Here is a 22,534-nt window from a genome sequence, read left to right as displayed (position 1 = left end):
ATGAACAGCTTCGCTAACGCAGATAAAGCCCTTTTTTTTCTATAAAATCAATAACCTTATCGGGTACATAAAACTGTAAACTCTTCCCTGCTTTTACGGCATTTCGCACAAACGTAGACGACAGCTCCATAACCGGGGTCTCAGTTACAACAACAGAAGGATGCTTTTTAAGATCTCCTCCGTCATAATCTGGCCTAGGATAAACAATAATTTGGTAATCACGGAGTATAACATCGGCGTTCTTCCATTTATGAAAACTGGTCAGGTTATCTTCACCCATAATTAAGGTAAACGCTTTCGCCGGGTACTTTTCGGTCAGATGAATCAAGGTATCGATGGTATAAGAAGGTTGAGGTAAAGAAAACTCGACATCGGATGCCCGCAGCTTTTCTGCTCCCTCAATAGCAAGGCTGACCATCTCCAGACGGTCGTACATATTGCCCAAGTTCTTTTTCACCTTGAATGGATTCTGTGGAGAAACGACAAACCAAACCTCATCAAGGTCTGTATAATTTGCCATATAATTGGCGATAATCAAGTGCCCGATATGTATCGGGTTAAAAGAGCCGAAAAATAATCCGATTTTATTGCTTGCCATCTTCTTATTAGGCAGACACAGAGGTCTGCCCCGCATTAATTTCCTATTTTTCTAAAAACTTCAATACCAGTTCCTCGGCTTCGGCACAGGCTGCTTCCAAATCAAAATTGTTTAACACCACATCAAATTTATCGGCATAACTGAGTTCAAGTTCCGCTTTGGCAAAACGCTCTTGTAGCTTTTCCTCAGCGTCTGTTCCTCGGCCTCTCAAACGCTCTTTTAATACTTCCAGCGACGGAGGATTTACAAAAATGGCCAAAGCCTCTTCCGGATATTTAGATTTAAGACGGAGACCGCCTATCACATCGATATCGAAAATAACTGATTTTCCCTGCGCCCAAATCCGCTCCAGCTCTTTTCTTAATGTACCATAAAAGGTTCCCGCGTATACTTCTTCAAATTCGATGAATTCGTGTTTTGCTACCTTATGAAGAAAGTCCTCTTTAGAGATGAAATAGTAATCTTTACCGTCTATCTCGCCCGTTCTGGGCTGCCTTGTACTGGCAGAAATAGAAAATGCAATCTTGTCTGCGTGATTGGATAACAGGCGTCTGACAATGGTCGTTTTCCCCGCACCGGAAGGAGCCGAAAATATAAGCAGTTTTCCTCCCATTTCTTATAAAACGTTAAGTAATTGTTCTTTTATTTTTTCCAATTCCTCTTTCATCCGGACAACAATCTGTTGAATATTTGCGTCGTTTGCTTTAGATCCTAAAGTGTTGATCTCCCTACCCATTTCCTGCGAAATAAAGCCCAATTTTTTTCCGTTAGAATCATTTGCGTTCAACGCTTGGATAAAGTAGTTACAATGACTTTTCAAACGAACTTTTTCTTCCGTGACATCCAACTTATCTATATAATAGATAATCTCTTGTTCGAAACGGTTCATGTCCACATTCTCTTTTCCAACCGCTTCATCTAAATAATGGCTCAAACGCTCCCGTATTAACGGGATACGATTTCCTTCCACTTCTTCTACTTGCGACAAATAGGAAAGAATCAGGTGTACGCGGCTTTCCAGGTCCTTCTTTAAAACTTCACCTTCATCCTGCCGAAACTTTGTAAAGTGCATTATTGCCTTATAAAAAGCCTCCATCAACACTTTGCCTTCTTCTTCATCTACCGTATCTTCGTTAGCATTTACTACCTCTGGCATCGTTAGCGCCATCTCAAAAAGGGACGTGTTCGCTTCTCCTATTTCCTGTGCTATTTCTTGTAACTGTTTATAGTACTGCTTTAAAAGTGCCGCATTAATAGTAGAAGCTTTCGCTGTTTGGTCAACATATTCAACGGATATCGTGATATTTACTTTGCCTCGTTCAATCAATTTACTGGCTTCGGTGCGAAGCGTCAACTCGCGATCAGAAACAACTTTCGGTAAACGCAAGCTAAGTTCAAGAAATTTGGAGTTCAGGGATTTTAATTCGACGGTATATTTGACCTGGCCATTTTCATGACTGCCAATACCATACCCTGTCATAGATTTTATCATACGCAATTACGCTTCCTTTTTTATTTTTTTGCTGCTTATTTTCTCTTTGACCACCTCAAAGATAATCGGTAGGACAGAAAGGAAAATAATGAGTAACACTACTTTCGAGAAGTTATCCCGAACGATTGGAATATTACCTAAGAAATAGCCGGCTAACGTGATTCCCACTACCCATAAAACAGCGCCCACAACGTTATATGTCAGGAATGTCCCGTAATGCATCCTGCCTATTCCACCTACAAATGGAGCCAATGTCCGCACAATAGGTACAAAACGAGCAATCACAATCGTTTTACTTCCATATTTTTCGTAAAAAGCGTGTGTTTTTTCGATCTGCTCGTCTTTTACAACCCGTTTTCCGAACAACTTAAATCTGGTTATTTCCATACCAAAACGTCTACCGATAGCATAATTCATCGAATCTCCGGCGATAGCGGCAATCAAAAGCAACGCTATCATAATCCAAACATTCAATTCATTAGGCTGTGCGGCCAACATGCCGGCAGCGAACAAAAGAGAGTCCCCTGGTAAGAAAGGCATGATCACAACCCCTGTTTCTATAAAAATAATCAAGAACAGGATAAGGTATGTCCAAGTCTGATAAGAGTTCACGATCTCCACAAGGTGTTTATCAATATGGAGAACAAAATCTATTAAAGAATATACGACTTCCAAAATGACAAGTTTAGATATTATTCAACATAACAGGCATCACCAACATCAAAATATCTTCATTGTCTTCTTTTACTGCGGGGATCAATAATCCGGCTCTGTTTGGTGTACTCATTTCAATGGCGACTTCGCTGGAATTTAAATTACTCAACATTTCCACCAAGAATTTAGCATTAAATCCTATTTCCATATCCTCGCCTTCAAATTGACAATTTAAACGCTCGTGCGCTTCGTTGGAAAAATCTAAATCTTCTGCCGAGATATGTAGTTCACTTCCAGAAATCTTCAATCTCACTTGGTGTGTGGTTTTATTCGCAAAGATAACCACACGACGAAGGGTATTTAAAAATAACAAACGGTCTACCGTCAACTTATTTGGGTTAACCTGCGGGATCACCGCTTCGTAATCCGGGTAGCGCTCATCAATAAGACGACATATCAAATGAATGTTCCCGAATTGAAAAAATGCATTCGTGTTATTGTATTCTATAGAAACGACCGTCTCATCAGATGGGAGCGAAGATTTCAATAGCGTCAATGCCTTCTTAGGTAAAATGAAAGACGTTGGTTTCTCTGAACTTACATCCGTCCGTCGATAGCGAACGAGTTTATGCGCATCAGTAGATACAAAAGTAATATTTTGTTCTGCCAATTGCACTAACACACCCGACATGGCGGGGCGTAATTCGTCGTTACTCACGGCAAAAAGCGTTTTATTAATGGCTTCTGAAAGAATAGACGCATTTAATGCCACCGTAGCAACGTTATCCACTACCGGAATTTTTGGAAAATCATCTGCATTTTCTCCGCTCAATTTGTATTTTCCGTCACCGGCACTAATTTCAATAGCCAACGTATTGGTATCCACAGAAAATGCTACGGGCTGATCAGGAAGCGTCTTTAATGTTTCTATCAATATTTTAGAGGGCATGGCCACCCGACCTTCTTCTTTGGCTTCAATCTGTAAGGATGTAACCATACTTGTCTGCAAATCCGTAGCCGAAATGGTCAACAAATTATCTTTAATTTCAAACAAAAAGTTTTCAAGAATAGGCAGCACCGTGCTACTACTCGAAGCACCGCTAATCGATTGTAGTTGTTTTAATAAAATTGAGGTGGATACAATAAATCTCATTTCCTGATTTTTATAGATTTTTATATGCAATATTACACAAAAGAATCTATATTTTATAAACTGAGCGCGTGTTAATTCTTATAGCGAATTAATTAATTAGTACCTTTGTATTGTTTATAAAGACATGCAGTTTAAGGATATTATAGGTCATCACAAAATCAAAACGCACCTGGCTCAAACCGTAAAAGAAAATCGGGTAAGCCATGCGCAGTTATTTCTCGGTCCGGAAGGGTCAGGAGGCTTGGCACTGGCGGTCGCCTATGCACAATACGTCAACTGCGAGCAAAAAGCTGAAAATGATAGCTGTGGTATCTGTAGCTCCTGTCGCAAATATCAAAAATTGATTCATCCTGATTTGCATTTTTCCTATCCGTTTTTTGCGAGTGGGGAAAAAGACGTAGCCACCAGCTATTTAGAAGAATGGCGCGCTGCTTTTTTGGATAATCCTTATATGGGGCTAGATTATTGGCGCCATCAGTTAGAAGCGGGCAACAAGCAGGCAAACATTAACATTGCAGAGGCACACGACATCATCAAAAAACTCAGTTTGAAAGCGTTTGAAGCGGAATACAAAGTATTGATCTTGTGGCTCCCGGAATACCTTAATGTACAGGGAAATGCATTATTGAAATTGATTGAAGAACCGCCAGAGAAAACACTGTTTCTTCTGATATCGGAAAATCAAGACAGGATATTGAACACCATCATATCGCGTACACAACTGGTGAAAATTCCGAAATTTTCACATAGTGATGTTAAACAATACTTGACAGCAGAAAAAGCAATTGCAGAAGAGCGGGCAAGCGAAATTGCATTCATAGCCGACGGAAACGTACAAACCGCGATAGAGCTCATAAAAGATGATACTAATCCTTATTTTGATTTACTTATCAATTGGTTAAGATTTGTCGTAACCGATTCGGGATTGCATATTATCCGTTTATGTGAAGAGGATTTTCCCAAGCTGGGACGTGAAAACCAAAAAATTTTTTTACTTTACGCCGTTAGCGTGTTCCGTCAAATTCTATTAACACAAACGGGCCTCTCACAATTAGTGCTTTTACAGGGCAAAGAATTGGATTTTGTCCAGAAATTTGGTGATAACTTTATAGGTGAACAGTTGGAAGCCGCTATTGATTTACTTGAAAAAACACATTATAAAGTAGAGCGTAATGCAAATCCTAAAATATTATTTTTAGATTTATCTTTGCAACTAGTTTTAATATTTAAATATCAAACGTTCCCACAAGGGACTCAATATATATAAAAGGAAAGAATATGGGATGTGGCAATTGCTCATCCGGAGGTGGGTGCGGTAGTGGTTCTACCGGAAAAGCACCTGCAGGCTGCCAAAATAACGGCTCCTGCATGACCAGCGGATGTAATAAATTAGATGTATACGACTGGCTTTCCGACATGGACTTGCCGGCAAACTATAAACCATTCAATATTGTAGAAGTCCGATTTAAAGGATCGCGCAAGGATTTCTATATCAACACGGACAACCTTTATCTTGAAATGGGTGAAATGGTCGTCGTTGAGCCCTCCACAGGAGGGTATGATATTGGACATGTATCGCTAACCGGCGAATTGGTGCGCTTACAGTTAAAGAAAAATAACGTAAAGGCTGAAACAGTCGCCAAAAAAATATACCGGAAACCAACAGAGGCGGACGTACAGAAATATAACGCGGCGAAAGACCTGGAGTGGGAGACTATGCACCGGGCGAGAACGCTTGCGCTAGATCTGGGTTTGTCTATGAAAATTTCTGATGTCGACTATCAAGGAGACAAAACCAAAGCAACCTTTTACTATACAGCAGAAGGGCGAGTTGATTTTCGGGAACTGATCAAGCGTATGGCAGAAGCATTCCGTATACGTATAGAAATGCGGCAAATCGGGATGCGCCAAGAGGCCAGCCGTTTGGGCGGTATAGGCTCCTGCGGGCGAGAGTTGTGCTGTTCCACATGGCTGACAGACTTTAAAACGGTTTCTACCGCAGCAGCGAGATACCAAAATCTTTCGCTGAATACCCTTAAGCTAGCCGGGCAATGCGGTAAATTAAAATGCTGTCTTAACTACGAACTTGATAGCTATATGGATGCTTTAAAGGATATTCCTAACAATGTTGATCGTTTGGATACTGAAGCAGGCACAGCGTTCTTACAAAAAACGGATATCTTCAAAAGAATCATGTGGTATTCCTACCCTGGTGCCGAAAGCTGGATTCCATTAGACGTAGACAAAGTGCGTGAATATGCTGAAATGAACAAAGAGGGCCGAAAGTCACAAGATTTGAAGGTCCATCAAGAACCGATAGAAGAAATAGAAAAACCTATCTCCTACGATTATGAAAATGTGGTGGGACAAGACTCTTTAACCCGTTTAGATGAAAAAAATAGGAAACGAAGAAAAAAGAAACCGAAAAACAAAAAAGAGCCGAACACAACTGGAAGCAAAATTGCAGCATTAAAGAAAGTAGAGACAAAAGAAGAAAAAGTCGTTACTTCTAAAGAAGAAAACACCAACGGAAATAAACCGAAAAGACGGTTCAACCGGAACAAAAATAAAAACAGGAATAAAGCACCAAATAATAATAAAGGCGAAAGCTAGCATGAAGCCACATAAAAAAGTTGTCGGGTTTAGTCTGTTATTTCTCATGCTGGCTTGTTCCAATCAGCCTTTTTATGACGTTTATAAAACGGTACCGAACAGACAATGGCATCATCATGAGAAACAAGCTTTTCAAGTACATATAACCGAAAATGGTGCTAAATACGATATTTGGGCCTATATAAGACATAGTGGCGAATATGATTATGCGAACATGTTTTTTTTATTACACGAAACGGGACCGCAGTTAGCGGATACCTCCTACAGGCACGAGCTTACGCTAGCGACCACCGATGGTAGATGGACAGGAAAAAGTGCGGGAAACCTATATGAAAACAGCTTGCTTTTGAAGGAAGACTATATTTTCCCCGATACAGGCATTTATACTTTCGAAATAGAGCAAAATATGCAGGAAGATCCGATATCGAATATTACCGATATTGGTTTAAAAATTGTTAGAAAGAAATGATTAGGTTCATCCGTTGGTTGCTTTTTCCGTTTAGTATCTTATACGCAACGGCGGTACTGCTTCGAAACTGGGCTTACGATAACCAACTCTATAATAGTACTTCTTTTCATTTTCCGGTAATCGTTATCGGAAACCTGTCGGTGGGTGGTACAGGAAAAAGTCCGATGACGGAATACGTACTCCGATTGATTAAAGCCCGCCTAAACGTAGCCGTTCTCAGTCGAGGGTATGGGCGAAAAACCAAAGGATTTCGATATGTCGATGTACAGGATTCCGCTAAACTCGTGGGAGACGAACCCCTCCAAATAAAACGGAAATTTCCAGATGTGATGGTGACCGTCTGTGAAGACCGCGTACATGGCATTCAACGGATTCAAGATCAAGTCGATACTGTGCTCTTGGACGATGCCTATCAACATCGGAAGCTACGTCCGAGCTTTTCTATACTGTTACTTGACTACGAATCCTTACAGCATCCCGTTATTCCGCTACCCACTGGAAATTTTAGAGAGCCTCTGTTGGGGTGTAAACGCGCTGATGTAATCGTAATTACCAAATGTCCACAAAAAATTTCCGCACAAATAAGGTTTTCTTTAGAGTCTCGACTTCGCAAATATACGGTGGTCCCCATATTTTATACAAAAATAGCCTACCAAACACTACAAACAACAGGTGGTATACTGCTATGCGAAGCGCAACTTCATGATACCTGTGCGGTGGTCGTAACCGGTATCGCAAAACCGCAACCGCTGCTAGCTCATCTAGAACCACAATTGAAAAAAATCATTCACTTGTCTTTCCCTGATCATCATGAATTCTCGCCAAGTGATCTCCATAGAATAAGCCAAACCCTTCAACATATCGACGCTCCTCAAAAAGTTATTATTACGACAGAAAAAGATATGCAACGGCTACCGTCCTCGTTCATTGCTCAACATCCCGTATATTTTCTTCCTATAGAGCAAGCTTTTTTATTTGACCAAGCGGCTACCTTCAACAACATCGTGATGCGTGCATGCTCTTTTGAATAGCGTAATTTCGTTAATTCCTAATGTTCACTTCTTGTAATCCTTCAGAATGCTGTGCTATGCGTTATACGCAAAACAGGGAGGTTAGCACGTGATTAAACTGTATTTATACGGGAATGCCGTTAAGAAATGTTAAAATGTAACACTTTTGATACATTGCATACAACAAACCTGTAGAAAATGTGTTCTATACTATGATAACACATTTATTATGTGATTTAACAATTAAAATATAGTGTCATGAAAAAATTATTTTTAACCGGAATCAGCTTATTATTTGCGCTGACATTAACATTTGCCCAGGATGCAAACCCGGAAGACAAAGCAAAAGAAAAAGTAACAAAGTTAACCGAAAAACTAACGTTGACAGATGAACAACAAACTTCTATCTATGACATCGTCTTGGAACATGCAAAAGCAAAGCAAGCATTAAAAGCAGACGCGTCACAATCGCCGGAAGCAGTAGCTGAGGCGAAAGGTAGATTGCAGGAGACAACAGATGCTCAAATCAAGGAACAATTGTCTGATGAGCAAAAAACATTATACGATAGGATAATCGCTGAGCGCCCTAGAGAAGAAACACCCGCGCCAGCTACTCCTGTCACGCCACCAACCCAGCCGCAAGAGCCTATGGAGCCACAGCAACCAGAGCAACCGATGGAACCACAACAACCGGAGCCACAACAGCCAATGGGAGAGTAGTGCTGCATAACTAGAGGTTGATTCAAGAAAAATGCGAAACCAGAATGAATTGGTTTCGCATTTTTTTACATTCAAAAATCAAGGATAGACAGTGACGTATCCTTTCTGCTTTTTTAAGACGACTTCAGCTTCTTCTGAATATCCTGAACATACGTCTTAAATTTCTTATCTGTTTCAATCAAATCTTCTACTGTTTGGCAAGCATAGATCACCGTAGAATGATCTCGTCCTCCAAAGAAATTTCCAATTGTTTTTAACGAAGATTTTGTATGATTTTTTGCTAAATACATGGAGATTTGACGAGCCTGTACAATCTCGCGCTTTCGAACTTTTGATTTTACCATCTCCACCGGTACCTCAAAATATTCACAAACGAGTTTTTGAATATATTCCATCGAGATTTCTTTGTGTGTATTTTTCACAAAGTTTTTCAACATGGATTTGGCCAGATTTATGTCTATTTCCTTTTTGTTTAACGTAGATTGGGCCAAAAGTGATACCATAGCACCTTCTAACTCTCGTACACTATTATCAATCTGCGTAGCAACAAATTCGACGACATTTTCTGGTAGCTCGATACCATCGGAATACATTTTTTTCTTCAAGATAGCCATTCGGGTCTCCAAATCCGGAATTTGAATATCTGCAGACAATCCCCATTTGAAACGACTTAATAAACGTTCTTCTAGACCGGATAAATCTTTAGGTGGTTTGTCCGACGTTAAGATAATTTGCTTGCCGGACTGATGCAAATGATTGAAAATATGAAAGAAAATATCTTGCGTCTTTTCTTTACCTGCGAAATTGTGCACATCATCCATGATAATCACATCCATAGCTTGGTAAAAATTCACAAAATCGTTAATGGTATTATTTTTCAACGAGTCCACGAATTGCTGACAGAATTTTTCACAAGAAACATATATGACCAATTTGTCTGCTAAATTCTTTTTGATCTCATTACCGATGGCTTGTGCCAAATGCGTTTTTCCTAAGCCTACGTCGCCATAGAGCATCAAGGGGTTGAAAGAAGTTCCTCCCGGCTTGTTTGCTACAGCGAAACCTGCAGAACGAGCCAATCGATTACATTCCCCTTCAATGAAATTATCAAATGTGTAATGGGTATTTAGTTGGGGGTCAACCTGTAGCTTTTTTAAACCAGGAATAACAAAAGGATTTTTGATATTCTTGTTCAGTGCTACAGGAACAGGGATAGATTGTTTTTTACCCTCAGCACCGTTTCCATTGGAAGGAATATTAGTGGTGTAAGGTGTATTGGCAGAAGACTTATCTACAATAATGTTGTACTCCAAACGCCCCTGTTCACCTAGAAATTTCTTAATTGTCTTACGCAGAATACCGACATAATGTTCTTCCAACCACTCGTAAAAAAACACCGAAGGTACTTGAATAGTCAAAACGTTCCCATTTAAACCTACCGCTTTAACAGGCTCAAACCAGGTCTTAAAACTTTGCGCAGGTATATTGTCTTTAATGATCTGAAGACAGCTATTCCAAACACTTGTACACGTTTTTTCCATTCTTAAATTGTTAATAACTTGAAAACCAATATTTGACAAAAAAATTGTTTAAAACTTTCACTTAAGACGAAGATGACAAAAAAAAACGACCAAAAAAACTAAAAAGTTAAAAAAAACATAAATAATTATAAATCAGTAATTTAAACAAAAAAAAGACCTGTTTTCGAATTAAAATACCACTTAAAAATATTTTTTCAACATCTTAAATTTAAGTTTTTAAAAACCGCTATTTCCACCTAAAAACAATATATGACCTGCTTTAATGTGGAAAACTATTAGGTTTATTTCGCTTATAAATATAAAGAATTTTTATTGAATTCTATTAAGACACCATGGTATCTGTTTTGATTCCCGCAGTCAATTTTTTTACCTGTTTCACGATAGCAGGTGCATCATATCCACATAGTTTCCATAGTTCTGCTTGTTCGCCGTGTTCAACGATTTCATCAGGAATTCCTAGACGAACTAATGTTGCCTTATAACCCTGGTCTGCCATAAATTCTAAAACAGCAGAACCGACTCCCCCCATAACACTACCATCCTCCACGGTGATAACTTTATTAAATTTTTTAAAGACTTCATGGAGCAACACTTCATCCAGTGGTTTTACAAACCGTAAATCATAATGGGCGGGATAAATACCTTCTTCATTCAATATTTGAACAGCTTTTACTGCTTCATTTCCAATAGTACCGAAGGTCAGAATAGCAACTTCTTCGCCATCATGTAATTTACGTCCTTTCCCTATTTCTATCTGAGAAAATGCGCGCTTCCAGTCTACCATGACGCCGCTACCACGTGGATAACGAATAACAAATGGCCCAGTATCTGGTAATTGCGCCGTATACATGAGATTCCGAAGCTCCTCTTCATTCATTGGAGCGGAAACAATCAAATTAGGAACACAGCGCATATATGCGATATCATATGCCCCATGATGTGTTGGGCCATCGGCCCCGACAATTCCTGCGCGGTCTAGACAGAAGACTACATTCAGTTTTTGCAGTGCCACATCATGAATAACCTGATCATACGCCCGTTGCATAAACGACGAGTATATATTACAGAACGGTATTAATCCCTGTGTAGCTAAACCAGCACTAAAGGTTACTGCGTGTTGCTCAGCTATACCGACATCAAAAGCTCGGTTAGGCATGGCTTTCATCATAACATTTAGCGATGATCCAGAAGGCATTGCTGGTGTAATGCCCATAATTTTATCGTTGGCTTCCGCTAACTCTACTAAAGTATACCCAAACACATCTTGATATTTAGGTGGCTGTGGTTTATCTAAAACCAACTTCTTAATCTCTCCGGTTATTTTATCAAATAAACCGGGAGCATGCCACTTTGTTTGGTCCTTCTCTGCTAATGCATACCCCTTGCCCTTCACGGTTACTGCATGTAGTAACTTCGGTCCGGGAATATGTTTAAGATCTTCGATCGTTTTCGCTAATTTTGTCACATCATGCCCATCCACCGGACCAAAATAACGGAAATTCAGCGATTCAAATAAGTTGGCATTCTTCAACAATGTACCTTTAATACTTTGTTCTAGTTTCTTTGCCCATCCATAAGCATCTGGTCCATTCTTCGAAATCTTTGCTAATACGGCAATCAATTCATCTCGAAACTTGTTGTAGCTTCTGGATGTAGTAATACTGGTCAAATACTCCTTCATTGCTCCCACATTGGGATCAATAGACATGCAGTTATCATTGAGTATAACCAATAAATTAGATTTTTCAATCCCTGCATGATTTAATGCCTCGAAAGCCATGCCTCCAGTTAACGCACCGTCACCGATAACGGCCACATGTTGCCTGTCTTTCTCTCCTTTGTATTCTGAAGCAACAGCCATTCCCAGCGCTGCTGAAATAGAAGTAGAAGAATGCCCTACCCCAAAAGCGTCATATTCGCTCTCACTTCTTTTTGGAAAACCTGATATTCCGCCAAAAATCCGATTCGTATGAAAGATTTCTTTTCTTCCTGTTAGTATCTTGTGCCCGTACGCTTGATGCCCTACATCAAAGATGATTTGATCGTAAGGTGTATCCAATATGTAATGTAACGCTACGGTTAATTCTATCACACCCAAGCTCGCTGCAAAATGTCCGCCGTTGACCGAAACGATATCGATAATGAATTGCCTCAATTCACGGCAAACCTCTTCCAATTCACTTGTTTTCAGCCTCCTAAGATCTGACGGGTAATTTATCTTTTGTAATAGTGGACCTGCCTCTACTTGCATTTCTTTAATTATATAAAATAAGTTACAAACTTAATAACTTATTCCCTAAACTACAGAACAATAAAAGCAAATAAAAGTTTATTCCAGTTAAGGCCGAAATGATGTAAGTGTATAAAAATTGTTATATAATTGTTAATAGAATCCCAATTGTGGATAAAATATAAAATAGCTTTAGCACACAATTCTTTATTTTTGAGAGGATATGCAAACAGCTGGTTACGAAATCAAACTCGCCCAATTTGAAGGTCCCTTCGATCTATTACTTTTCTTTATTGAAAGGGATGAATTAAACATTCACGATATTCCGATCTCTAAAATAACAGATGATTTTTTGGGCTATATTCAGAAAATGCAGTCCCTGAATATAGAGCTCGCTAGTGAATTTATATTTGTGGCTTCCACATTGATGCGTATCAAGGCCAAGATGCTTTTACCTCGCCCAGATCTAGATGATGCGGAAAACGAGATAGACCTGAAAAAAGAACTAACGCAAAAGCTTATTCTTTACAAGCAGTTTAAGGAGGTCTGTGAGGAGTTACGTATATTGGAAGAAAACCGGACACGGCTACATGCTCGGGAAAATATAGCCCGGGACAATAAAATTGCGCGTTACACCGATACTACAGAGGAAGAATTATCTTCTTTCGACCTATACAAACTCTTGATGGTATATGAAAAATTGATGTTCAGTTTTACCCATCGTATTCAAGAAGCCACCCATACGGTCGTAAAATTTCCATATACTATCGAACAGCAGAAGACGGCCATTGCCAAACTGATAGAAATAAACAACAAATTGGATTTCCAGCAAATCATCAAAAATTCAGCGGATAAGGTACAGCTTGTATTCAATTTTTTGGCTATTCTGGAGATGCTCCAACAACGCTTATTGGAAATAGAAATAGGATTAGGGTTCAATAATTTTTCAATCGGCAAAAAAGAAGGGCTTTCCTACAAGTCCGAAGACGTAGCTTAAACACTTTTATTACTGAAACTCAGTAGATTTCCTAAGGCTTGAGCTGTCCGATAAAGATTCTTTTCTGTATTGTCAAGTGCTTCTTCCAGCGACATAGCTTCATGACTAATGGGCAGAAGAACATCAAACAGGCTTAACAGGAGGGACGAAGGTGCTAATGGTACTCTTCCAGCTATACCAATAACGGGAATTCCATGTTGCTTTGCTAACAAAGCTACACCTGCCGGAGCCTTCCCCGAGAGCGTTTGCTCATCTAGACTACCCTCTCCCGTGATTAGCCAATCCGCAGTTTTGAGTATTCCTTCAAAGTCTGTCTTTTGCAGGAAATAGGTTATTCCGTTTACTAATTGTGCATTTGCTAGTGCATACATCCCAGCAGCAGCTCCTCCGGCTGTCCCTCCCGAAACAACGTCTGCCATATTCTTTCCGGTTGTTTGTAAAACAATATCATTTAACTGATATAGAAATTTGTCCAAAACATCCAATTGAGTTGGAGAAGCGCCTTTTTGAGGTCCAAAAACATATGCTGCTCCCTCTTCTCCGAGAAGACGATTATCTACGTCGCAAAGAATCTTGATATCGCAGTCTAATACACTTTTGTTCAATTTACCTGTATCAATACGTGCCACATTCTGCAATTGTTCGGGAATGGGGTCAAGCTCCTTTCCTTTTCCGTCAAAAAAACGTATGCCAAGCGCATGAAGTATACCACATCCCCCATCCACCGTGGCGGATCCCCCCATCCCCAGAATGATTTGGTCTACCTTAGCGTGATTTAATGCATGTAGAATTAGTTCCCCCGTACCTTTACTACTCGCATGAAGCGGATTTCGCTCTTCTTTTTCTATCAAGTGTATACCCGATGCTTCAGCCATTTCAATGATCGCTGTTTTTTCTTCTTCCACCAGACTGTAAGAAGCTTCAATTGGCTTTCCTAGCGGTCCCGAAACAACCGTCGTGACCAGCTTGCCTCCTAATTTTCCATGTAGTAGCTTGCATGTACCATCGCCCCCATCACCAATAGGAAACAGCGTTGTGCGACAATTCAAACGACTCTGTGAAAAACCAGCGTGTATAGCTTCTGCAACTTGGCGCGCGTTCAGGCTATGTTTGAAAGCATTTGGTGCAATAAGTACATGTAACATGGGGTGTTATTTTCTAAAAATTCTATCCTTCACATCTGCAGAAGACTTCAGTGCATGCAAGGTTTTCAGTAAAAAATTATATCTGTCTTCAACAGCCACCGACGGAAGTTCTCTCGCTGCTTTAAAACCTGAAACAACAGCAGAAGCGCTCATATCTTTAAATCTAACTAAAAAGGCTGCTATATCTATCTCTTCCAAAAAACCGTCTACCAAACCATATTCCACCGCTTCCTGAGCAGAAAAATAGTCGGTGTACAAACAAAGCTGCAGCATTTTCTTTTCAGGCATTATCCGCATCAAACTCGCCATAACTTGAAAAGGGAATATGCCCAAGTTTAATTCCGGCAATCGGAACTGCACATTTTTCGAACAGAATACATACGTACATCCTGCAATCATCAGAAATGCGCCAGCAATAACATTTCCTTCTACAATAGCTACCGATGGTTTGTGCAAGCCTGTAAACACTTCGCCTAAAGATATATTTTTATTCTCGATTAGCGGGTTACGTATATCAAGTTCTTCGTTTTCAAAAGTATTTAAATCCATTCCGGCACAAAACACGGGTCCTTCGGCTTTCAATATAACAATTTTAACCGTGTCATCTTCATTAGCATTTTGAAAAGCATGTGCTATTTCATTCACCATCGTCGGCGTAAACGCATTCCGTTTCTCCGGCCGTGCAAGCATAACTTCCATACAGAAATCTACCTTGTTTACCTTAATGTATTGATATGTTACTGCCTGCATATAACAAAGATATCGTTTTCTCTATTTCTTAAAAAGAATCAATTCGTGAAACCCCTCCAACAGCGCCTGTATTTTACTTTCATTTTCCACATTTTTGAAACGCCGTAACAACATTTCCATGGGAATATTACCAACCAAATCATTTTGTGCAAATGGACAGCCGCCATACCCTAGGATAGCACCCTCAAAAACACGACAGCCCACATCGTAGGCCGCTTCGATTTTCGAAAGCGCATTTTCTTCCTTACTGTGTAAATGAACACTAAATGCTAATGCTGGAAAGGTGCGTTTTATCAGTGAAAACAACATTTTAATACTTTCTGGCGATGCTTCTGACGTTGTATCGGCTATAGAAAAGCGAGATATGCCCAAGGCGGAAAGTTCTTCTATCCATTTCAATACCAAGTCGGTATTCCACGAATCGCCATAAGGATTGCCAAATGCCATGGATATATATATCACGATTTCTTGTTTACCCGAAGCCATGATGTTTTTAATCCGTTCAACCCGTCGAAAAGATTCTGCAATAGTAGAATTTGCATTACGGCGCTGAAACGTTTCGGAGATAGAAAATGGATAGCCCAAGAAATCAATTTTATCCATCGGTTTAGCTATTTCAGCTCCTCTTTCGTTGACTATAATCGCTAATAATTTAGTTTCATTTTTCTTTTCGATCCCCGCTAAAACCCGTGCTGTATCCTGCATCTGCGAGACCGCCTTAGGCGATACAAAACTCCCAAAATCAATACAATAGAATAGATTACTATCAATCAATTGATTGATATAAGTTATTTTTTTAGCTGTAGGAATAAAATCTTGAATACCTTGAATGGCGTCTCGAGGACATTCTATTAATTGTATCACGTTATTGGACATCTTTTTTAATTTCCCTCGCAATAACCATCTTTTGTATAGCGCTTGTTCCCTCTCCGATCGTACATAATTTAGCATCCCTAAAGTATTTTTCTGCCGGATAATCTTTTGTAAAACCATAACCACCATGCACTTGTACACTTTGATTGGATACTTCTACAGCTATTTCGGAAGCATAATACTTCGCCATTGCGCTTTCCTTTGTAACTTTTTGACCTGTATCTTTTAAATGACCTGCTTTTCGAATTAATAATTCAGCGGCGTCGATTTTTGTGGCCATATCCGCTATCGTAAACCCTACATCTTGAAAATCAAAAATCTTTTGTTGAAATTGCTCTCGCTCATTCGCATACCGCAGCGCGCACTCATATGCTCCGCGAGCAATACCTAATGAAAGCGCAGCAATAGAAATACGTCCACCATCCAAGAGCTTTAATGCTTGGACAAACCCATCTCCTACCTGGCCAATGACTTGACTTTGATGTACCCGACAATTGTCAAAGAACAGACTTGCCGTCTCCGAAGCACGCATACCTAATTTATCTAATTTTTTACCTGCTGTAAAGCCTGGCGTATCCTTTTCGATAATAAATGCGGTAACACCATGTTTTTCTCCTTTTTTACCTGTTCTCACCATTACCACGGCCACATCTCCACTAATCGCATGGGTAATAAAAGTTTTAGAACCATTGATAATAAAATAATCGCCGTCAGCCACCGCGGTGGTTGCTAATCCTCCTGCATCAGATCCCGAACCGGTTTCTGTTAGTCCCCAGGCACCAATCCATTCAGCGGTAGCTAGTTTTGGAAGATATTTTTCTTTTTGCGTCTCGTTTGCAAAAGATAAGATATGATTCGTACATAAGGAGTTATGTGCAGCTACGGATAACCCGATGGAACCACAAACTTTTGATATTTCATCAAGGATCGTAATATATTCTTGATACCCTAGTCCAGCGCCATTGTATTTCTCGGGAACCAATGCTCCCATAAAACCATATTCACCCATTTTTTTAAATAATTCTACCGGAAAATATTGCTTTTCATCCCATTCCATCACGTACGGTTTAATAAATTCCCTAGCAAATTGCTGAGCGCTATCCCGTACCAAAGCTAATTGTTCATTTTCTTGTATTTGCAGTATCATATTTTAGAGGTTTACATTCATATTTGCTAAATATATAAAAAATAAGCTATATTTTAAAATAATCGAATTTACACCTATAAAAACAAGCCTACTATTAAAAAGTTTTAAATTCTACACGTTAAACAAGAGCATCATATGTTCTAAAAATATGTTGTTCGCTATTGGTATTAGTAATTTTATACACACTTTAATAATGCATTTGCTGAATTTGGATTCATGCAGGTTTTATTATCTTTGAGAAAGGGAATACACATATTCAAATAATAAACCAATGGCAGTATGGAAAACCTACTAAAGGCACTCAAAAGCAAATATGAAAAACTTCTTCTTGGAGGTGGGTTAAATAAGATAGAAAAACATAAAGAAAAAGGGAAAATGACGGCATGGGAACGGGTTGTTTATCTGTTGGATAACGATCGTCCCTATGTAGAAATAGGTTCTTTTGCAGGAGATGATATGTACGAAGAGCATGGCGGCTGTCCGAACGGCGGTGTTGTTGTTGTGATGGGCTATATAAAGAACAGGCTGTGTATCGTAGTCTCCAACGATGCAACGGTAAAAGCAGGTGCCTGGTTTCCCATTACCGGAAAAAAGAATCTGAGAGCGCAAGAAATTGCCATGGAAAATTACCTGCCCGTTATTTACTTAGTAGATTCTGCGGGTGTATATCTGCCTATGCAGGACGAAATCTTTCCAGATAAAGAACACTTTGGCCGCATCTTTAGAAATAACGCCAAAATATCCGCTATGGGTATTCCGCAAATCTCAGCTATTATGGGTTCCTGTGTTGCGGGAGGTGCATATTTACCTATTATGTCAGATTACGCTTTGATTGTAGAAGGTACGGGTTCTGTATTTTTAGCCGGCTCTTATTTAGTTAAATCTTCCATTGGCGAAGTCATTGACAATGAAACACTAGGTGGCGCCACAACCCATTGCGAAATATCTGGTGTAACGGACAATAAATATCCCGATGATAAAAGTTGTCTGGATGCTATTAAGAACATCGTCGATAAATTTGGTGAAAACGCTAAAAATCAATTCTCACGGATTTCCAGCAAATCACCAGAATTTCCGGCCGGTCATATTTACAAAAATCTACCAGAAGATCGTCTGAAACCCTATAACATGCTGGAAATATTAAAAGCTATTGTAGATAAAGATTCATTAGAAGAATATAAAAAAGACTACGGTAAGACATTAATTTGCACTTTGGCGCGCATTGATGGTTGGGCTGTAGGTATTGTCGCCAATCAACGGGAAATGGTAAAAGCAAAGAAGCCGGGCAATGCTACGGAAATGCAAATGGGTGGTGTTATCTATTCGGATTCGGCAGATAAGGCCGCTCGATTTATAATGAACTGCAACCAACAAAAAATCCCGCTGGTATTTTTCCAGGATGTCACCGGCTTTATGGTCGGCTCCCGTTCAGAGCATGGCGGCATCATCAAAGATGGCGCTAAGATGGTTAATGCCATGGCAAATTCCGTCGTTCCAAAATTCACTTTCATCGTGGGTAACAGTTATGGTGCTGGAAATTACGCGATGTGTGGAAAAGCTTATGATCCCCGCTTGATATATGCTTGGCCTACAGCTCAAATGGCCGTTATGAGCGGTGCTTCTGCGGGGAAGACACTATTGCAGATACAGGAAGCTGCGCTCAAAACAAAAGGAGTATCTTTATCTGATGAAGAAAAGAAACATTTACTTTCCAAAATAGAACAGCAGTACACTCAACAACTTAGCCCATACTATGCTGCCGCACGTCTTTGGGTGGATGGCGTTATTGATCCAAAAGACACACGAAAAATTGTTTCAATGGGGATAGAAGCCGCTAATCAAAATCCCGCTATGGATCGGTATAACGTCGGTGTCATACAAGTTTAATTCCATAATTAGGATACGTATGCCTCCTGTTTTCCTCGGACTATATACTGATTATACGTTAACAGCGTATTAGTAGCGGGTTTATAGGGTGATAACAGGGGGTTAGTAGGGGTACAACCCCTATTAATACCCTATAATATCCCTGCAAAATATAATCTAAGGGTTAATATGAATAGTAGTAGAATAAATGCTTTACGCTAGTTAGTGTTCAAGTATATCTGCATATATTCTTTCAGACATTCGGGGTTACGCATCACATCTTTTGAAACAGCTTTTTCTATAGGGTAACCCGAAAAAATTTTCTTAATTGGAATTTCCAGCTTTTTGCCACTCAATGTATAAGGAATATCATTGACAACATAAAATAAGTCCGGCACATGCCGGGCACTATATTGCTTACGAAGTTGGCTTTTAATAAGAGGAACAATAATTTCCGATTCTTTTCCTAGACGCAATTGGATAAATAATAGCATCTTCGATTGTCCCTTCTCGTTATCCGTCGAAATAACTAAACTATCCCTTATACCCTCTATTTCATTCACTACATTATATATTTCAGCCGTGCCTATACGGATACCACCTCTATTCAACGTAGCATCCGAACGTCCATACATCACGATACCACCATTATCCTCAATAGAAATCCAATCACCGTGGCTCCACACACCTTTTCGTTCCGAAAAATAGCTTTCCCTATACCTTTCATTTCTTTTATCATTCCAAAAGTAAAGCGGCATAGAGGGCATGGGTTTCTTAATAACCAGTTCGCCGACTTCGTTGTATACCTCCGCACCTTCATCATTCACCGCTACGATGTCCGAACCTAACGTCGTGCACTGAATTTCGCCTGCGTACACAGGTAAATATGCACATCCAGATAAAAAGGCACTGCATACATCTGTTCCGCCGCTTAATGATATGATATGTGTATCTGGAAATTTTTTCTGGAGATTTTCAAAAGTAGCTACAGGCAAGGGTGAGCCTGTCGAACCTATTACCTTTGGTTCATAATTCTCTATTTTCAGATCATGAATAGCTGAAAAATATGCTGCTCCTCCTCCCAAATGATGCACGTTTGCCTGTTTTACAAATTGCCAAAAAGCCTGGTGATCATTATAATGGATAGCTCCATTAAACAGACAAAGCGTAGTTTCACAAAGCAAGGAAGACAAAGCATAATTCCACATCATCCATCCTGTGGTAGAATACCACAGAAAATTCTCTCCGGATCGTACATTTTGATGAATAGCCAGAGCTTTATAATGTTCTAATAAATTTCCACCTGTGCTATGTGTGATAGCTTTTGGCTTACCTGTCGTACCGGAAGAATATAAAATCCATATCGGATGGGAAAAAGGGACGCTCACAAAGTGTAGTTCCCGGGAGGGATAATTCCTAAATATAGCTTGCCAATCGTCTTTATAAACCGTAATTATTGTTTCAATAGATGGAATATTATTTTTTATATAGGTCAACGTTTCTCTTTTAGAGAATGTTTTGCCATTATATTGATAATCCAGCTCAATAAATAGTGCTTTGGGTTCTATTTGTTCAAAACGCTCGACAATGCTTTTGTCACCAAAATCTGGTGAGCAGCAAGACCAAATGGCTCCCAAAGAATTTACAGCCAGAAAAATAGCGACCGTCTCTATTGTATTATTTAATATACCCACTACCCTATCACCTTTTTGGATTTTTTTTTCTTCCAAAAATTGTTGTATGTAGGATACTTTTTCACGCAGCTCATCCCACGTAATATCTCGGTAATTTCCAGTCTCATCTGTATATTTGATAGCTCGATCAGTGCCTTTTTTTTCGCGAAAGATATGTTCTGCATAGCTCAAAGAAATACCTTCAAACCATCTTACATCAATAAAATCAGTATATGTGGGCAGCCATTTTAGAACCTTTTTGTATTCTCCGATAAAATCTATTTTAAAATACAACAAAATAGCTTCCCAAAAACTCTCCTGCTGTTCAATCGACCATTGATGAAAAGACGTATAATCCAAAAAACACCGATTATAGTGCTGCTCCACAAAACGTTGAAAATCATAAAGAACAGATGATTTAATATATTGTTCAGACGGTGTCCATATCGGTTGGTTCATTGCGTTTATCGTTTACAAGTGACTAACAACCTAAGATAATAAAAATGCTTTAATGCATCTTTATTATAATTTGATTATAATAAAGTTACTCTTTATTAAATGCGTTCCAGCCTTGCGCCTTAATTGGATGCACATTTCCCGATTTAGAAATCATTTCACAACCAGCCGCTTCCTCTGTGATGTGACCGATAATCGTAATATCCAACTGGTTCTTTACTTTATCGTACTCCTCTTGCGGAACAGTAAACAGTAGTTCATAATCCTCTCCTCCACTTAATGCACATACAGTAGGATCCAATCCGAATTCACGGGCGGTATCATATGTCATCGGATCAATGGGGATTTTTTCTTCGTATAATTTACACCCTACCTTAGATGCATTACAGATGTGGAGTATCTCAGATGCTAGCCCATCGGATACATCAATCATCGCATGAGGTTGTATACCGTAAGTTTCAAATAATTCTACAATATCCTTACGTGACTCCGGTTTTAACTGACGCTCCACAATATAATCTTTTCCTTCCAAGTCTGGCTTAATCTGTGGATTCTCTAAAAAAATCTGCTTTTCTCTTTCCAAAAGCTGCAGCCCTACATATGCACCACCCAAATCGCCACTTACACAAAGTAAATCGCCTTCCTTTGCACCTGAACGATAAGCTATTTTAGCTTCTTCTGCATAGCCGATACTTGTAACAGAAATAACCAATCCTTGTGCGGACGCCGACGTATCGCCTCCTATTAGATCCACATTATACTTTTTGCAAGCTATTAATACCCCCTCATATATCTCTTCTACTGCTTCTAACGGAAACTTAGAAGACAAACCGATGGAAAACGTAATCTGCGACGCTTTACCGTTCATCGCATAAATATCGCTTAAGTTCACTTGAACGGCCTTGTACCCTAAATGTTTTAATGGTACATAGCGTAGATCAAAATGAATACCTTCGAGTAATAAATCGGTGGAAATCAACGTTTTCGTGTTAGAAAAATCCAATACAGCCGCATCGTCTCCGATCCCCTTAGTCGTTGAAGGTTCCGTAAGCTCTACCGCCTTGGTGAGATACGCTATCAAACCAAACTCACCTAACTCGTTTATTTCTGTCTTATCTTTATTATCAAACATACTATTTCTTATCAA

20 protein-coding genes are annotated in these 22,534 nt (G+C 39.5%); 7 read left to right on the top strand and 13 right to left on the bottom strand.

Annotated elements, in window-relative coordinates:
* Positions 1–13: 13 nt before the first annotated feature.
* The 5 genes from nadD to dnaN are packed head-to-tail and all read right to left on the bottom strand — an operon-like array spanning position 14 to position 3,897.
* Positions 14–598, bottom strand: coding sequence for a nicotinate (nicotinamide) nucleotide adenylyltransferase (gene nadD, locus C5749_RS09755; RefSeq protein ID WP_105725564.1), 585 nt, complete (start codon positions 596–598; stop codon positions 14–16).
* A gap of 43 nt (positions 599–641) precedes the next feature.
* On the bottom strand, positions 642–1,211 hold the full coding sequence (gene gmk / locus C5749_RS09750; RefSeq protein ID WP_105725562.1) for a guanylate kinase: 570 nt from the start codon (positions 1,209–1,211) through the stop codon (positions 642–644).
* Positions 1,212–1,214: 3 nt separating this feature from the next.
* On the bottom strand, positions 1,215–2,090 hold the full coding sequence (locus tag C5749_RS09745) for a YicC/YloC family endoribonuclease (RefSeq protein WP_105725560.1): 876 nt from the start codon (positions 2,088–2,090) through the stop codon (positions 1,215–1,217).
* A gap of 6 nt (positions 2,091–2,096) precedes the next feature.
* Positions 2,097–2,765 carry a DedA family protein gene (locus C5749_RS09740; protein ID WP_105725558.1) on the bottom strand — a complete coding sequence of 223 codons (669 nt, stop codon included), beginning with the start codon at positions 2,763–2,765 and terminating at the stop codon, positions 2,097–2,099.
* Positions 2,766–2,775: 10 nt separating this feature from the next.
* The gene (dnaN, locus tag C5749_RS09735; protein WP_105726975.1) at positions 2,776–3,897 is read right to left on the bottom strand and encodes a DNA polymerase III subunit beta; all 1,122 of its coding nucleotides are present in this window, start codon (positions 3,895–3,897) and stop codon (positions 2,776–2,778) included.
* A 124-nt stretch (positions 3,898–4,021) separates the two neighbouring features.
* Between dnaN and C5749_RS09730 the strand changes: the two genes are divergently transcribed.
* The 5 genes from C5749_RS09730 to C5749_RS09710 all read left to right on the top strand — a co-directional run bounded on the left by C5749_RS09730 (position 4,022) and on the right by C5749_RS09710 (position 8,709).
* Positions 4,022–5,164: a DNA polymerase III subunit gene (locus C5749_RS09730; protein WP_105725556.1), complete on the top strand. Its 1,143-nt coding sequence runs from the start codon at positions 4,022–4,024 to the stop codon at positions 5,162–5,164.
* 11 nt (positions 5,165–5,175) lie between these two features.
* A complete protein-coding gene (locus C5749_RS09725) occupies positions 5,176–6,510 on the top strand; it encodes a PSP1 domain-containing protein (RefSeq protein ID WP_181151332.1) in 1,335 nt (444 codons plus the stop codon).
* A 1-nt stretch (position 6,511) separates the two neighbouring features.
* A complete protein-coding gene (locus tag C5749_RS09720; protein ID WP_105725552.1) occupies positions 6,512–6,979 on the top strand; it encodes a gliding motility lipoprotein GldH in 468 nt (155 codons plus the stop codon).
* A complete protein-coding gene (gene lpxK / locus C5749_RS09715; RefSeq protein ID WP_105725550.1) occupies positions 6,976–8,010 on the top strand; it encodes a tetraacyldisaccharide 4'-kinase in 1,035 nt (344 codons plus the stop codon). The genes C5749_RS09720 and lpxK overlap by 4 nt, the downstream gene beginning before the upstream one ends.
* A 237-nt stretch (positions 8,011–8,247) precedes the next feature.
* The gene (locus tag C5749_RS09710) at positions 8,248–8,709 is read left to right on the top strand and encodes a hypothetical protein (protein ID WP_105725548.1); all 462 of its coding nucleotides are present in this window, start codon (positions 8,248–8,250) and stop codon (positions 8,707–8,709) included.
* A 113-nt stretch (positions 8,710–8,822) separates the two neighbouring features.
* Here the strand turns inward: C5749_RS09710 and dnaA are convergent, their stop codons facing one another.
* Together dnaA and dxs are read right to left on the bottom strand one after the other, a co-directional pair.
* A complete protein-coding gene (gene dnaA / locus C5749_RS09705; RefSeq protein WP_105725547.1) occupies positions 8,823–10,250 on the bottom strand; it encodes a chromosomal replication initiator protein DnaA in 1,428 nt (475 codons plus the stop codon).
* Between the two features lie 322 nt (positions 10,251–10,572).
* The gene (gene dxs / locus C5749_RS09700; protein WP_105725546.1) at positions 10,573–12,501 is read right to left on the bottom strand and encodes a 1-deoxy-D-xylulose-5-phosphate synthase; all 1,929 of its coding nucleotides are present in this window, start codon (positions 12,499–12,501) and stop codon (positions 10,573–10,575) included.
* Between the two features lie 202 nt (positions 12,502–12,703).
* On the opposite strand from dxs, the gene C5749_RS09695 reads away from it, so the two are divergent.
* A complete protein-coding gene (locus C5749_RS09695; protein WP_105725545.1) occupies positions 12,704–13,477 on the top strand; it encodes a segregation and condensation protein A in 774 nt (257 codons plus the stop codon).
* Here the strand turns inward: C5749_RS09695 and C5749_RS09690 are convergent.
* Genes C5749_RS09690 through C5749_RS09675 form a run of 4 tightly spaced genes read right to left on the bottom strand, consistent with a single transcriptional unit; the run spans position 13,474 to position 17,392 of the window.
* A complete protein-coding gene (locus C5749_RS09690; RefSeq protein WP_105725544.1) occupies positions 13,474–14,622 on the bottom strand; it encodes a glycerate kinase family protein in 1,149 nt (382 codons plus the stop codon). The genes C5749_RS09695 and C5749_RS09690 overlap by 4 nt on opposite strands.
* A 6-nt stretch (positions 14,623–14,628) precedes the next feature.
* Positions 14,629–15,372, bottom strand: coding sequence for an enoyl-CoA hydratase/isomerase family protein (locus C5749_RS09685; protein ID WP_105725543.1), 744 nt, complete (start codon positions 15,370–15,372; stop codon positions 14,629–14,631).
* Between the two features lie 21 nt (positions 15,373–15,393).
* The gene (locus C5749_RS09680) at positions 15,394–16,236 is read right to left on the bottom strand and encodes a beta/alpha barrel domain-containing protein (RefSeq protein ID WP_245893698.1); all 843 of its coding nucleotides are present in this window, start codon (positions 16,234–16,236) and stop codon (positions 15,394–15,396) included.
* Between the two features lies 1 nt (position 16,237).
* Entirely contained in the window at positions 16,238–17,392 is a 1,155-nt protein-coding gene (locus tag C5749_RS09675; RefSeq protein ID WP_219847960.1) for an acyl-CoA dehydrogenase family protein, read from the bottom strand.
* Positions 17,393–17,671: 279 nt separating this feature from the next.
* Between C5749_RS09675 and C5749_RS09670 the strand changes: the two genes are divergently transcribed.
* On the top strand, positions 17,672–19,279 hold the full coding sequence (locus C5749_RS09670; protein WP_105725541.1) for an acyl-CoA carboxylase subunit beta: 1,608 nt from the start codon (positions 17,672–17,674) through the stop codon (positions 19,277–19,279).
* Positions 19,280–19,476: 197 nt separating this feature from the next.
* Here C5749_RS09670 and C5749_RS09665 read toward each other — a convergent pair whose 3' ends face one another.
* Positions 19,477–21,390 carry an acetoacetate--CoA ligase gene (locus tag C5749_RS09665; protein ID WP_105725539.1) on the bottom strand — a complete coding sequence of 638 codons (1,914 nt, stop codon included), beginning with the start codon at positions 21,388–21,390 and terminating at the stop codon, positions 19,477–19,479.
* Positions 21,391–21,475: 85 nt separating this feature from the next.
* The gene (gene thiL, locus C5749_RS09660) at positions 21,476–22,519 is read right to left on the bottom strand and encodes a thiamine-phosphate kinase (RefSeq protein WP_105725537.1); all 1,044 of its coding nucleotides are present in this window, start codon (positions 22,517–22,519) and stop codon (positions 21,476–21,478) included.
* Between the last annotated feature and the right edge of the window lie 15 nt (positions 22,520–22,534).

It is taken from the genome of Sphingobacterium gobiense, assembly GCF_002980575.1.
GTDB classification, from domain to species: domain Bacteria; phylum Bacteroidota; class Bacteroidia; order Sphingobacteriales; family Sphingobacteriaceae; genus Sphingobacterium; species Sphingobacterium gobiense.
The sequence above is the reverse complement of the archived record's forward strand: the minus strand, read 5'-3'. Positions and strand labels throughout refer to the sequence as shown.

Excerpts from the sequence above, each read along its gene's own strand:
- nadD (WP_105725564.1), bottom strand. The coding sequence starts at position 598 with ATGGCAAGCAATAAAATCGGATTATTTTTCGGCTCTTTTAACCCGATA.
- gmk (WP_105725562.1), bottom strand. The coding sequence starts at position 1,211 with ATGGGAGGAAAACTGCTTATATTTTCGGCTCCTTCCGGTGCGGGGAAA.
- C5749_RS09745 (WP_105725560.1), bottom strand. The coding sequence starts at position 2,090 with ATGATAAAATCTATGACAGGGTATGGTATTGGCAGTCATGAAAATGGC.
- dnaN (WP_105726975.1), bottom strand. The coding sequence starts at position 3,897 with ATGAGATTTATTGTATCCACCTCAATTTTATTAAAACAACTACAATCG.
- C5749_RS09730 (WP_105725556.1), top strand. The coding sequence starts at position 4,022 with ATGCAGTTTAAGGATATTATAGGTCATCACAAAATCAAAACGCACCTG.
- C5749_RS09725 (WP_181151332.1), top strand. The coding sequence starts at position 5,176 with ATGGGATGTGGCAATTGCTCATCCGGAGGTGGGTGCGGTAGTGGTTCT.
- C5749_RS09720 (WP_105725552.1), top strand. The coding sequence starts at position 6,512 with ATGAAGCCACATAAAAAAGTTGTCGGGTTTAGTCTGTTATTTCTCATG.
- lpxK (WP_105725550.1), top strand. The coding sequence starts at position 6,976 with ATGATTAGGTTCATCCGTTGGTTGCTTTTTCCGTTTAGTATCTTATAC.
- C5749_RS09710 (WP_105725548.1), top strand. The coding sequence starts at position 8,248 with ATGAAAAAATTATTTTTAACCGGAATCAGCTTATTATTTGCGCTGACA.
- dnaA (WP_105725547.1), bottom strand. The coding sequence starts at position 10,250 with ATGGAAAAAACGTGTACAAGTGTTTGGAATAGCTGTCTTCAGATCATT.
- dxs (WP_105725546.1), bottom strand. The coding sequence starts at position 12,501 with ATGCAAGTAGAGGCAGGTCCACTATTACAAAAGATAAATTACCCGTCA.
- C5749_RS09695 (WP_105725545.1), top strand. The coding sequence starts at position 12,704 with ATGCAAACAGCTGGTTACGAAATCAAACTCGCCCAATTTGAAGGTCCC.
- C5749_RS09690 (WP_105725544.1), bottom strand. The coding sequence starts at position 14,622 with ATGTTACATGTACTTATTGCACCAAATGCTTTCAAACATAGCCTGAAC.
- C5749_RS09685 (WP_105725543.1), bottom strand. The coding sequence starts at position 15,372 with ATGCAGGCAGTAACATATCAATACATTAAGGTAAACAAGGTAGATTTC.
- C5749_RS09675 (WP_219847960.1), bottom strand. The coding sequence starts at position 17,392 with ATGATACTGCAAATACAAGAAAATGAACAATTAGCTTTGGTACGGGAT.
- C5749_RS09670 (WP_105725541.1), top strand. The coding sequence starts at position 17,672 with ATGGAAAACCTACTAAAGGCACTCAAAAGCAAATATGAAAAACTTCTT.
- C5749_RS09665 (WP_105725539.1), bottom strand. The coding sequence starts at position 21,390 with ATGAACCAACCGATATGGACACCGTCTGAACAATATATTAAATCATCT.
- thiL (WP_105725537.1), bottom strand. The coding sequence starts at position 22,519 with ATGTTTGATAATAAAGATAAGACAGAAATAAACGAGTTAGGTGAGTTT.